At 73.0% G+C, this 12,073-nt stretch carries 9 protein-coding genes and 1 pseudogene; 7 read left to right on the top strand and 3 right to left on the bottom strand.

Annotation, left to right across the window (positions count from 1 at the left end; genetic code table 11):
* The first annotated feature begins 447 nt into the window (after positions 1-447).
* On the top strand, positions 448-1,449 hold the full coding sequence (locus G3I53_RS32015) for an endonuclease/exonuclease/phosphatase family protein (RefSeq protein WP_164439025.1): 1,002 nt from the start codon (positions 448-450) through the stop codon (positions 1,447-1,449).
* Between the two features lie 76 nt (positions 1,450-1,525).
* Here G3I53_RS32015 and snpA read toward each other — a convergent pair whose 3' ends face one another.
* The gene (gene snpA / locus G3I53_RS32020; protein ID WP_164333712.1) at positions 1,526-2,221 is read right to left on the bottom strand and encodes a snapalysin; all 696 of its coding nucleotides are present in this window, start codon (positions 2,219-2,221) and stop codon (positions 1,526-1,528) included.
* Positions 2,222-2,477: 256 nt separating this feature from the next.
* On the opposite strand from snpA, the gene G3I53_RS32025 reads away from it, so the two are divergent.
* Positions 2,478-3,419, top strand: a complete 942-nt coding sequence (locus tag G3I53_RS32025; protein ID WP_164333713.1) for a LysR family transcriptional regulator — start codon at positions 2,478-2,480, stop codon at positions 3,417-3,419.
* Between the two features lie 108 nt (positions 3,420-3,527).
* Here the strand turns inward: G3I53_RS32025 and G3I53_RS32030 are convergent, their stop codons facing one another.
* Complete coding sequence (locus G3I53_RS32030) at positions 3,528-5,606, bottom strand: PhoX family protein (RefSeq protein WP_164439026.1); 2,079 nt, start codon at positions 5,604-5,606, stop codon at positions 3,528-3,530.
* Positions 5,607-5,882: 276 nt separating this feature from the next.
* Between G3I53_RS32030 and G3I53_RS32035 the strand changes: the two genes are divergently transcribed.
* The 3 genes from G3I53_RS32035 to G3I53_RS32045 all read left to right on the top strand — a co-directional run bounded on the left by G3I53_RS32035 (position 5,883) and on the right by G3I53_RS32045 (position 9,917).
* Positions 5,883-7,682: a VWA domain-containing protein gene (locus tag G3I53_RS32035; protein ID WP_164338599.1), complete on the top strand. Its 1,800-nt coding sequence runs from the start codon at positions 5,883-5,885 to the stop codon at positions 7,680-7,682.
* Between the two features lie 135 nt (positions 7,683-7,817).
* A complete protein-coding gene (metG, locus tag G3I53_RS32040; RefSeq protein WP_164338598.1) occupies positions 7,818-9,434 on the top strand; it encodes a methionine--tRNA ligase in 1,617 nt (538 codons plus the stop codon).
* A 117-nt stretch (positions 9,435-9,551) separates the two neighbouring features.
* Positions 9,552-9,917 carry a PH domain-containing protein gene (locus G3I53_RS32045; protein WP_164338597.1) on the top strand — a complete coding sequence of 122 codons (366 nt, stop codon included), beginning with the start codon at positions 9,552-9,554 and terminating at the stop codon, positions 9,915-9,917.
* Positions 9,918-9,967: 50 nt separating this feature from the next.
* On the opposite strand, the pseudogene G3I53_RS32050 reads toward G3I53_RS32045, so the two are convergent.
* A pseudogene (locus G3I53_RS32050) lies at positions 9,968-10,146 on the bottom strand (DUF397 domain-containing protein).
* 391 nt (positions 10,147-10,537) lie between these two features.
* Between G3I53_RS32050 and G3I53_RS32055 the strand changes: the two are divergent.
* On the top strand, positions 10,538-11,455 hold the full coding sequence (locus G3I53_RS32055) for a helix-turn-helix domain-containing protein (protein WP_164439027.1): 918 nt from the start codon (positions 10,538-10,540) through the stop codon (positions 11,453-11,455).
* Between the two features lie 267 nt (positions 11,456-11,722).
* Entirely contained in the window at positions 11,723-12,040 is a 318-nt protein-coding gene (locus tag G3I53_RS32060; protein WP_239064214.1) for a hypothetical protein, read from the top strand.
* Positions 12,041-12,073: the final 33 nt, after the last annotated feature.

A 12,073-nucleotide genomic window follows, 5' to 3' on the forward strand; every position in this document is an offset into this window, starting at 1 on the left:
CCTCGGTCCGGGCGTCGCCCTGCTGTCCCTGCTGACCCGCCACTGCCTCCCCGGCCCGCGCCACCGCACCCCGGCCCCCGGCACCCCCGATCCCGGGGGCACCACGGCCCCGCCCGCCCCGCCGCCCCGCACACGCGTGTGAGCCACCGCCCGCAGACGACCACCCCCGCCGGCCCGCACGACACCCTCATCCCGGCCCGCCCACGGCGTCCTCGCTGCTGCCCACCCTCGGCCCGGGCATCGCCCCGCTGTCCGGCTCACCGGCCACCGCCAACGCCTCCCCGGCCCGCGCCGCCGCACCACAACCCCCCGGCCCCCCGGTCCCCCCGGTACCGGCACAGCCGCCCGGCCCGTCCGCTTCCGGCCCCGTGCGGCAACCTCCGTGAGCGCTTCCTCGTCCATGAGGGAGGATTCGGGCATCGCCAGCGCGAGCGGGAGGCCGGGACGTTGGACACTGCGACTGCCGAGTGGACGGCCGACGAGGAGCGGGCCGGCCGCCGGAGCGGCGGGCGGCGCCTGCGCACCGTGGGTGCGGCGCTGCTGTTCGCCGGGGTGAGCGCGGTCGTCGGCTGCCGGGCCGCCGACACCGACGGCCCCACGCCCGTGACGCAGCTTCTCGCCTTCCTGCCGTGGCTGCTCGTGCCCACCGGGGCCGGCCTGCTGTTCGCCCTGCTCGCCCGGTGGCGGACCGGGCTGGTGTGGGGCGTCGTCCTGCTCGGGCTGCTGGCCTGGTTCATCGAACCGTACGGAAAGAGCACCGAGCCCGCCGGCCGGCCCGTCGCCTCCCTGCGGGTGCTGACCTCGAACGTGGAGTTCGGCCGGGGGACCGGCCCGCTGATCGGGGCGGTGCGCCGGGAGAAGCCGGACCTCGTCTTCGTCCAGGAGTGCGACCCCGGCTGCGAGGCGGCCCTGCGGCAGGAGCTCGCGGACACCCTCCCGCACCGCGTGGCCGTGTCCGGCGGCGGCTCCGAGGGCTCCGTCATCCTCAGCCGCCACCCCTTGCGGGACGCCGACCCCGTGCCCGGCACGATGGGCATGCCCGCCGCGGTCGCCGACGTCGGCGGACGGCCGGTGCGGCTGCAGCTCGCCCACCCGATGCCGCCGCTGCCCGGCCAGACCGCCCTGTGGCAGCGGGAACTCGGGCGGCTGAGGGAGGCCGCCGCCCGCGACCGGACGACACCGGCCGTGTTCGCCGGGGACTTCAACGCCTCCCAGGACCACGCCGCCTTCCGCCGCATCCTCGACACGGGCCTGCGCGACGCCGCCCGGCTCACCGGCGCCGACCGGACCCCGACCTGGCCGGCCCGGACCATGCCCGCGTTCGGCGCCCAGATCGACCACGTGCTGGTCTCCGGGCAGTTCACCGCGCACCGGGTGCGCTTCCTGGACCTGGCCCGCACCGACCACCGCGCCCTGGTCGCCGACCTCACGCTGCACGAGGGCCGGTGACAGCGGCGCGGGCCGCCCCCCGCAGGGGGCGGCCCGCGCACACCGGCCGGACCGCGCGGCGCGGCCCGCCGCCCGGTCAGCGGGCGGACTTCTCCAGTGCCTTGTCCATCGCGGCGGCGAAGCCGTTGGCCCACAGCTGGTTCACGCGGGACCGCTCCGCCGAGTTGGGGTAGGCGTTGGTGCAGGACGGGCCGGGGCCGCCGCCGGACATCAGCTCGCTGCACGGGCCCGAGTAGTGGTCCGGCAGGCCGAGCACGTGGCCGGTTTCGTGCGCGGTCACGCGCGTGGAGTCGTAGGTCTGGTTCTGCCGGTAGTCCAGGAAGATGTAGCCGCGGCCGTGGCCGTCCGTGGACGCGTACGAGCCGCGCGGGTCGTTGCCCTCCCGGTAGGTGAAGTCCGCGCCCGAGGAACCGGCCTGGAGTCTGACGTTCGACACCGAGCTGTTCCAGATCTGGGTGCTGCGGGCTATCTGCGTGGCGAACGAGGGCGCTCCGGAGGCGTTGTAGACCACCGTGACGGCCGCCGTGCTCTTCGGGTTCGCCGCCCGCTTCTCGGCCACGGACCGCAGAACGGCCTCGAAGAACGCGCGGTTGGCCGCGGCCTCGGCCTTCGCGTCGGCGGGGGAGCCGGCCGACGGCGTCCCGTCGTAGGCGACGACCGGCGCGCCCTCGGCGGTGGGGGTCGCCGAGGCCGGGCCGGCGGTGCCGAGACCGAGGGTCGCCAGGCTCAGTCCGGCGGCGGTGAGAACGGACAGGGGCATGCGCATGCGCATCGATGACTCCTCGAGGTGGGGGGATGAGTCAGACATCGTGAGTGTCCGTGCCCGTACGGCCGTTGTGATGATGGCAACCGCCGATAGGGCCGCCCTATCCCCCTCCGTCCCCACCTGCCCCGCCCTGCCCGGCGGCCCCGGCCGGGACCCCTCCCGATCCGGGCCGGCGCCTCGCGCCGTGAAGGCCCGATGGTCCTGATCGGTCGGCATTTGTATGTCTGGTGAAAGCTGAACTTCCGCCTTACCCTCCCAGGACATGGAGCTTGAGGTCAGGCACCTCAGGGCGCTGTGCGCCATCGCCGACACCGGCAGCCTGCACCGCGCGGCACGCCAACTGGGAGTGGCACAGCCCTCGTTGAGCACGCAGCTGCGGCGCATCGAACACGAGCTGGGCGGTGCCCTGTTCGTCCGGGCCCGCACCGGCTGCCGCCCCACACCGCTGGGCCGGCTGGTGCTCAGCCGTGCCCGCCCCCTGGTGGCCGAATTGCGCTCCCTCGTCAGCGAGGCCCGCGCCGCCGCCGTCGGCGGACGCCAGCTGCGCATCGGCTCCACGGCCAGCCGGGCTCTCGCGGGCTGGCTGCGCCGGCTCCGCCGGCACTGGCAGGAACCCACCCTGCACATGGACGTCTCCGCCAACGCCCTCCTGCGCATGGTGGCCGACGGCCACCTCGACGTCGCCTTCGTGCACGAGGTCGAGGGCAGCCCGCTGCGCGTCCCCGAAGGACTCCGGGTCCGCGTACTGCTCCAGCGGGAACCGCAGTTCGTCTGCCTGCCGGCCGACCACCCGGCCGCGGCGAAGCCGGTCGTACGCCTCGCCGACCTGGCCCACGACCGCTGGATGATCGACCCCACCGTCGACGGCGAGTGGGACGCGGTGCGCCGGGTCCTGCGCGCCGAGGGACTCGACCCGCGCATCCTGCACGGGGACTACCACACCGCCGCGTCCCTGGTCGCCACCGGCGAGGTCGTCACCGTGGTCCAGCCGACCTCGCCCTCCCGCGCCGAGACGGCCGTCCGCCGGCTGCACGGCGACCCGCTCGGCGTACGGCTGCTGCTGGCGGCCCGGACCGACACGGAACTGGAGGGCGTCTACCCCGATCTCGCGGAGGCCTACGGGGAGGTCGCCCGGCAGGCCCCGGCGTACCGGGAGTGGCTGGAACGCAGTGGGTCGGGGGCACTCGTCCCAGCCCTCCCGTGACGACCGCGTACCCCGGCGGGCGGGCCGGGAACATGCCGGAGGGCCGGGGCACGCGCGCGCCCCGGCCCCCTTCCCGTCGCCGGACGGGGGACGCCCCGGAGGACGGCCTCAGACCCCGATGTCCCGCCCGTCGGCGCGCCACACCGCGACCACCGCCGGCCGGACGTAGGTGCCGGGGCCGTCGGGCCAGGTGCTGCCGGGGTTCTCCACCGTCGCCCCGTCGACCTCGCCCGGGTGCTGCACCGCGACCAGCACCCGCCGGTCCTGGATGACCGGGCCGCAGGTCTCCGCCCCCCTCGGCACCGTCAGGAACTGCTTCAGCTCACCGCGCCGGCTGCCGCGCGTGGCGACGCCGAAGAGGCCGTCGTGCGAGCCGAGGGCGCTGCCGTCGGTGGAGATCCACAGGTTGCCATGATCGTCGAAGGCCACGTTGTCCGGGCAGGAGATCGGGCTGACGGCGTCCTTCGGGAAGCCCGCGAAGTACGTCGCCGGGTCCTCCGGGTCGCCCGCCACGAGGAACAGCGACCAGGCGAACCGGGTGCTCTCCGGCCGGTTGCGGTGCTCGGTCAGCTCCAGGACGTGCCCGTGCTTGTTGGCCCGCCGCGGATTCGCCTCGTCCGCCCCCGGGTTGGAGCCGACCCCGCGGTTGGAGTTGTTGGTGAGGGCGACGTACACCTTGCCGGTGACCGGGTTCGGCTCGATGTCCTCCGGCCGGTCCATCTTGGTGGCGCCCACCTTGTCCCCGGCGAGGCGGGTGAAGACGAACACCTCGTCCGCGCTCATGCCCTCCACGTGCGAGACGGCGCCGTCGGCTGTGGCGGTGGCCAGCGGGATCCACGCGCCGCTGCCGTCGAACTCGCCGTCCCGGGGCAGCCGGCCCGTCCCGTCGACCTCGACGGCGGGCGAGTCACCGGTCAGCCGCGCCACGTACAGCGTGCCCTCGTCGAGCAGCGTGAGGTTGTGCTCGCGGGCCGCGCGGCTGGTGCCGTGCCGCATCCGCTTGCTGCCGACGAACTTGTAGAAGTAGTCGAAGCGCTCGTCGTCCCCCGAGTAGACGACCGGCCGTCCGTCGTGGGTCATCCGCACGGTCGCCGCCTCGTGCTTGAACCGCCCGAGCGCGGTGCGCTTGCGGGGCGTCGACGTCGGGTCGTACGGGTCGAGTTCGACGACCCAGCCGAACCGGTGCACCTCGTTCGGCTCCTGCGCCAGGTCGAAGCGCCGGTCGAACCGCTCCCACTTCCGCTCGGTCTCCCCGCTGCCGATGCCGTACCGCTTGTCGGTGGCGCGGCTGCCGTGGGCGAAGTACTGGTTGAAGTTCTCCTCGCCGTGCAGAGTCGTGCCCCAGGGGGTGGTGCCGCCCGCGCAGTTGTTGAGCGTGCCGAGCACCCTGGTGCCGGTCGGGTCGGCCGTCGTCCGTACCAGGTCCGACCCGGCGGCCGGACCGGTGAGCCGGAACTCGGACGTGGCGGTGAGCCGGCGGTTGAGCCGGTGGCGCGTGACCGGGGTCAGCCTGCCGGTCCGGCGGTCGTCCTCCACCGCCACCACCGCCAGCCCGTGCGCGGCCCAGGCGATCTCGACCTGCTCACGGGTGGGGCGGTCCGGGTCGTAGCCGCGGAACATGAGCACCTCGTCGGTGTACTCGTGGTTCGCCACGAGCAGCTGACGGCCGTGCTCGCCCTTCAGCGGCAGCAGAGCGAGGAAGTCGCAGTTGTAGCCGAACTGCCCGGCCTGCGCCGTCGCGCTCTGCCGCTCCGGATCGAAGGCGGGGGCCCCGCGCAGGATCGGCTCACCCCACCGGATGACCACGTTCTGCCGGTAGCCCTCCGGCACGGTGACCGCGTCGGCGGTGTTCGGGGCGACGGGCGTGAACCGCAGCCCGCGGGCGCCCTTCGCCTTGGGGTGGTGGGGCTTGCCGCGTCCGGCCACCGGCGCCGCCTGCGCCTCGGGCGCGGTCGCGACACCGGCCGCACCGGCACCGGCCGCGGCGACGGTCACCACGGCGGCGGCCCGCATCACCGAACGCCGGCTGAGGGCGCCGGCGATGACGTCGCCGACGTACTCGTTGGAACTGGTGTTGGGCACCTCGTGGAAACAGGCGTCACCACACCGGAAGCGACAGGTCAGGGCGGACCGGCCGCCAGGGTGCGAACCGGACGGCGTTCCGATCAACGGCAGCAGCTTGCGCACTTTGCTCTCCTTGGGTGCCCGTGGCGTCAGCGCGACGCTAGGAGCGCAGGGGTGCGGCAGCCGGGCGACCGGATGAACGGCACGTGAACCCGTGGCGGCCTTCGGGGAGTTGGCCGCGGGGCGACGACCGCGGCCGGGCGGGCCGGAAGTCCCCCTTGACAGGGCGGCGGCCGGACATCCCGACCCTGCCCAAGATCACCTGTGCGGGCCGCTAACCTTACGTGTCCGTCCTGGCCAGGGATTGACGGGCATCAACTCACGCGAAGGGTTGCGCACATGGGCATTCTCACTCTCTTGCGGAACGCGTTCGGCCGGTCACGTAAAGCAACGACCGCCGAGGCGGAGGGTGCGGCGCAGGCCGACGAGCCGCAGCCCACCTCGGCCTCCCCGGAGCCCACGCTCCCCTCTCCGTCCCCCGAACCGGCCCCCGAGGCGTCCACCCCGACGCCCGCCGAGCCGGCCGGCACGCCGGCCGAGGAACCGACGGCCACGGCCTCGGTCCCGGAGCCGCGGAACGAGCACGATCTCGTCTCGGCGGCGTTCGACAAGGTGGAGGTCCCGCACCCCACCCGTTCGAGCGACACCACGACCACACCGGCCGAGCCGGCCGCCGCACCCACGTCCGAGGCCGACACCTCGGCGCCCGCCGAGGAAGAGCAGGCGAAGCCCGCCGAGCAGCCCGAGGCGAAGGCGCAGGAGGCCGAAGACGCCGGTGCGAAGGCCGAGGAGGCCGGGGCGCAGGTCGAAGACGCCGGGGCGAAGGTCGAACCGACGCCCGCCGCCACCCCGGAGCCCGAGGCGACGCCGGAGGCGAAGGCCGAGAAGGCCGAGCCGGAGCCCGAGCCGGAGGCAGAGGCACCGCAGTCCGCCGAGGACACCGAGGACACCGCCGCGCAGGCCGAGGCAGGCGCGGAGGCCGAGGCAACGAAGGTCGAGGCGAGCCCGAAGTCGGCCGAGGCCGAGGCCAAGGCCGACCCGAACGCGGAGCCCGAGGCCGGGGAAGCCGCGAAGCCCGAGGCGAAGCCGAAGGCGGACGCACAGCCCGAGCCGGCCGCCGAGCCCAAGGCGGACACGAAGCCCGAGCCGGCCCCCGAGCCCAAGGCGGACGCAAAGCCGGAGGCCGACACCGAGCCCAAGGCGGCCGCCAAGGCCAAGCCGGCCCCCGAGCCGAAGGCGAAGCCGGACGCGAAGCCGGACGCCGAGCCCAAGGCAGCCGCCGCGCAGCCGAAGGCCAAGGCGCAGCCGAAGGCCAAGGCAGACACGGCCCCGTCCACCCCCACCCCCGCACCCGCCGACGGCGAGAACGCCCCGCAGGGGCCACCCGCACCCGGCAACGAGAGCCGCACGGGTGGTGCGGGTGGGAACACCACCGAGGCCGAAGGCGCAGCCGAGGCCGAGACGCCCCCCACCACCTCCACCTCCACCTCCACCCCCACAACCATCCCCCCCGCCCTCACCACCGCCCACACCGCCGCCGCCTCCGCCCTCGAGAAGCACCACCTCACCGGCACCCGCGCCAAGGTGTACCTCGTCCTGGACCGCTCCGCGTCCATGCGCCCGTACTACAAGGACGGCTCCGCCCAGGCCCTCGCCGAGCAGACGCTGGCCCTCGCCGCCCACCTCGACCCCGAGGCCACGGTGAAGGTCGTCTTCTTCTCGACCGAGCTGGACGGCACCGGCGACCTCACCCTCGGTGACTTCGAGGACCGGATCGACACGCTGCACGCGTCCCTCGGCCGGATGGGCCGCACCAGCTACCACGCGGCCGTCGAAGAGGTCCTCGCCCTGCACGACCAGTCGGGCCCCGGCCCGGACACCCCCGCGCTGGTGGTGTTCCAGACGGACGGCGCCCCGGACGCGAAGACCCCGGCGACCCAGGCCCTCACCGCGGCCGCCACGTCCCACCCCGCGGTCTTCTTCTCCTTCGTCGCCTTCGGTGACCCGGAGAACAAGGCGTTCGACTACCTCCGCAAGCTGAAGACGCCGAACACGGCGCACTTCCTGGCGGGGGCGACGCCGAGGGAGCTCACCGACCAGGAGCTGTACGAGGGCGTGCTCGCGTCCTGGCGCCCGTAGGCCCGCCGGAGGCCACGGGACAGTCGCGGGACACACACCCTTCGGGGGGTGGACGGGAAAGGGCCACGTGCCCGTCCGTCCGCCCCCCCGAAACGCGTGTGAGTCGATCACCGGGCGCCCAGTAGGATTTCGACCATGGCGGCCACTGGATCAGAGAAGCAGGGGGCGAAGACGTACTACGTCACGACCCCCATCTACTACGTCAACGACGCTCCTCACCTGGGCCACGCCTATACGACCGTCGCAGGCGACGTGCTCACCCGCTGGCACCGCCAGCGCGGTGAGAAGGTGTGGTACCTCACCGGCACGGACGAGCACGGTCAGAAGATCATGCGCACGGCCGAGGCGAACGGGGTCACCCCGCAGGCCTGGGCCGACAAGCTGGTCACCGAGTCGTGGCAGCCCCTGTGGGAGCACCTCGACATCGCGAACGACGACTTCATCCGCACCACGCAGAAGCGGCACACCGACCGCGTCCAGGAGTTCGTGCAGGACCTGTACGACCGGGGCGAGATCTACAAGGGCGGCTACGAGGGCCCGTACTGCGTGGGCTGCGAGGAGTACAAGTCGCCCGACCAGCTGCTGGACGGCGAGGGCGAGTACGCGGGCCTGAAGATCTGCGCGGTCCACAAGAAGCCCGTGGAGATGCTGAAGGAGGAGAACTACTTCTTCAAGCTGAGCGAGTACGGCGAGAAGCTGCTCGCCCACTACGAGGCCAACCCGGGCTTCATCCAGCCGGAGTCCGCGCGCAACGAGGTCGTGAACTTCGTCCGCCAGGGCCTGCAGGACCTGTCGATCTCCCGCTCCACGTTCGACTGGGGCGTGCCGGTCCCGTGGGACGACAAGCACGTCATCTACGTGTGGATCGACGCGCTGCTGAACTACGCGACGGCGGTCGGCTACAACGAGAACCCGGAGAAGTTCGGGTCGACGTTCCCCGCCGACGTCCACCTGGTCGGCAAGGACATCCTGCGCTTCCACGCGGTGATCTGGCCGGCCATGCTGATGGCGCAGGGCCTGCCGCTGCCCGGGAAGGTCGCCGCGAACGGCTGGCTGATGGTCGGCGGCGAGAAGATGAGCAAGTCGAACCTGACCGGCATCAAGCCGCAGGACCTGACGTCGCACTTCGGCGTGGACGCGTACCGCTGGTACTTCCTGCGGGCCATCGCCTTCGGCCAGGACGGCTCCTTCTCCTGGGAGGACTTCTCCGCCCGCTACACCAGCGAGCTGGCCAACGACTACGGCAACCTGGCGTCCCGCGTGGCGGCCATGGTCGGCAAGTACTTCGGCGGCAAGCTGCCGGAGGCGACGGCGTCCGGTGAGGCCGAGAAGGCGATCCACGACGGCCTCGCCGACGCGGTCGCACGGGCCGACCGGAGCATCGGCGACGAGCTGGACTTCCAGAGCGGCATCCTCGCCGTCTTCGACTTCGTGAAGCAGGTCAACGGCTACATCACGGAGCAGGAGCCCTGGAAGGTCGCCAAGGACGACTCGCCCGAGGGCAGGGCCCGCCTGGCGACGATCCTGTACACGGCGGCGGAGTCGCTGCGCGCGGTGGCGGTCCTGCTGAACCCGGTCATGCCGGAGACGTCCCAGAAGCTGTGGGACTCCCTCGGCGCGGAGGCGGGCCTCGGCGCGCTCGCGGACCAGAAGGTCCAGGAGTCCGGCACCTGGGGCCTGCTGCCCGCCGGCTCCACGGTCACCAAGGGCGCGGTGCTCTTCCCCCGCCTGGAGGAGAAGCCGACCGCGTAACACGCGCGCCACAGCCGGGGCCCGGGAGGACGACATCCTTCTCCCGGGCCCCGCGCGTTTGCGAGGATCGACGGGACAGCGGCCGTCCGGCCGCCGACCACTTCCCGGGGGGCCTCCATGGCACTGTTCGGCAACGCGCACACCGTCAATCCCGCGCAGGCGCAGCAGGACTACGCCCGTCTGCTGGGCCACGGCGAGCAGGTGCACGCCGCGTTCCTGCTGATCCGCGACACCATCCTGTTCACCGACCGCCGGTTGATCCTGATCGACAAGCAGGGCATCACCGGCAAGAAGGTCGAGTACCACTCGGTGCCGTACCGCAGCATCACCCACTTCGCGGTGGAGACCGCCGGGACCTTCGACCTCGACGCCGAACTGAAGATCTGGATCTCCGGCCACCAGGCCCCGATCGAGAAGACCTTCACCAAGGGCGTCGACATCTACGAGGTGCAGGCCATCCTCACCCAGTTCGTGGCGCGCTAGCAGGACACGTCACTCGCCGGGCCGGCTCCCGGACGCGTACGCCACGCTCCTCACACCTCCGGCGCGACGGCGAGCCGGGGGCCGGTGTCCCGGCACTTGGAATCACGGACGTGGACGGTACCGGGGGTGGTGGCGACCTCGACCAGGAGTCGCCCTCGGGACCATCGCTGTAGCTGCTCCTGAACCACGCCGGTTCGGGGGCGCCCCCGCCCAAGGCTTTGCGGATCATGAACTCCTGTGGGGTAAGAGCCTGTGCCCGCGCCCTCGCCGACCGCTGGGGCGTCACCGACAGCCTGCCACCCCGCACGACGGTCTGGGCCGAACTCACCCTCCCCGCACCACAGTCACCGGAGCGTGAGCGCTCACGCTCCGGTCCTCCCTGCGATCCCTATGCACCACCCACGAGGGAGAAAGCACCCCACCAAGCCCCACCCCTCCCTCCCGCCGGGCAAACTCACTCCCGCGAGTGAATATGCCCAAGTGGGCTGGATTCGGGACGGGTTGCCTGCCTTACGCTCAGCGCCAGCAGCACCACACCACTCCAGACATGTGACGGCCCCCGCCGGGAGCGCAATTCCCGATGCGAGGGCCTGACCACCAAGGAAGAAAGAGGCTTCCCGATGGATAGCGAAAACCCTAGCGCGCCCGCGCGCTCCCAGTCCCGGAACCGGGACAAGAAGCACCCCGGCGGGCACCCCGACGGCCGACGGCCCGCCGGCGTCGTCCACGACCACGTCCGGCACACCGAGAACTTCACGGTGATCGGCAACGACCTGGCCCAGCACCAGGAGCTGTCCCTGCTCGCCATCGGGCTGGCCTGCTACATCCAGTCCGTGCGGCGGGGCACCGCCGTCGACATCAAGACGCTGGCCGCCCGCTTCCCCGAGGGCCCCACCCGCATCGCCTCCGCCCTGCGGGAGCTGGAAACGCACGGCTACCTGCGCCGCACCCGCGAGCGCACCTCCACCGGCCGGATCGTCACCCGCACGGTGTCCTGCAACCGGCCGGGCCACCGGGGCTCCCGGGAACAGGCCGCCCGCAGCAGGCCCGCACGGCGGACGGAACCCGACGAGCCCGCGCCCCGCAAGCGGCTCCCCGCCGTGCCGCAGCCGTCGCGCCCCTGGCCCGTCCTGCTCCGGACGGCAGTCGACGTCCTCTCCGGCCTGCGCCGCCACGACCCGCGCCTGCTCCTGTCCGCAACCGACGCCGAGCACCTCGCCCCCGGCGTCGCCGCCTGGCTGGAACGCGACCTCACCCCCACCGCCGTACGCCACGCCCTGACCGCGAACCTGCCGCGAGAGCCCCTGGCCCGCCCGGCCGCCCTCCTCGCCCACCGCCTGACCGCCCAGCTACCGCCCCCGCCCCCGGTCAAGCCCCCGGCCGCCCCGGCCCCCGGCCCCCGCCCGCCCCTCCAGACCTGCGACGGCTGCGACCGCGCCTTCCGCGCCCCGACCCCAGGCCGCTGCCGCGACTGCAGGGAGCGGACCGGCCGGGTGTCGACGACCCCGTACGCCGGGGAGACCAGCGCAACAGGATGAACCGCGGACGCGGGCCCGGCGCCCCGCCCGCACCCCCCACGGCGCCCCGCCAAGCCCGACAGGACTTCATGTGCCCCTTTCCTTCACCACCAACGGATTCCCTCCCCCGGGACGCCATCACCGCGCCGGAGTTCCAGTCCTCGGCTACACGACAGACACTGTGGGCCGGGCTGCGCGACTACTGGGAACGCTTCTTCGCTCTCGAGGACGCGCACGCGCGGCCGAACAGTCGTCCCTCCCTCTGAAACCCTGACCCGAATCGGCGAAGTGGTGGAAGTCGGCCTGGAGTCCACTCCGGCCAGGAAGAACTGGAGGAAGCTGATGCAGGACGTCGTCACCCACTTCCCGGGGCACGGGACGCTGTTCGAGGAGAAGTACCTGGAGGGGAAGGCCGAAGGCGAGGCCAGGGGTGAGGTCAGGGGCATCCTTCGTGTCCTGGAGGTGCGGGGTATTGCTGTGTCGGACGAAGTCCGCCGGCGCATCACCGACTGCACCGATCTCGACGTCCTCGGCGACTGGCTCGACCGCTCCGGCACGGTGGAGCGTGCCGAGGACCTGTTCGACGGCCGGGAGCCGGCCGGATAAGGCCGGCGGCGCAGCGGCGACGGCGAAGGGGCC

Source organism: Streptomyces sp. SID14436 (assembly GCF_010548465.1).
Classification (GTDB): domain Bacteria; phylum Actinomycetota; class Actinomycetes; order Streptomycetales; family Streptomycetaceae; genus Streptomyces.

Coding starts and splice junctions, on each gene's coding strand:
- snpA (WP_164333712.1), bottom strand. CDS start 2,221: ATGCGCATGCGCATGCCCCTGTCCGTTCTCACCGCCGCCGGACTGAGC.
- G3I53_RS32025 (WP_164333713.1), top strand. CDS start 2,478: ATGGAGCTTGAGGTCAGGCACCTCAGGGCGCTGTGCGCCATCGCCGAC.
- G3I53_RS32035 (WP_164338599.1), top strand. CDS start 5,883: ATGGGCATTCTCACTCTCTTGCGGAACGCGTTCGGCCGGTCACGTAAA.
- metG (WP_164338598.1), top strand. CDS start 7,818: ATGGCGGCCACTGGATCAGAGAAGCAGGGGGCGAAGACGTACTACGTC.
- G3I53_RS32045 (WP_164338597.1), top strand. CDS start 9,552: ATGGCACTGTTCGGCAACGCGCACACCGTCAATCCCGCGCAGGCGCAG.
- G3I53_RS32055 (WP_164439027.1), top strand. CDS start 10,538: ATGGATAGCGAAAACCCTAGCGCGCCCGCGCGCTCCCAGTCCCGGAAC.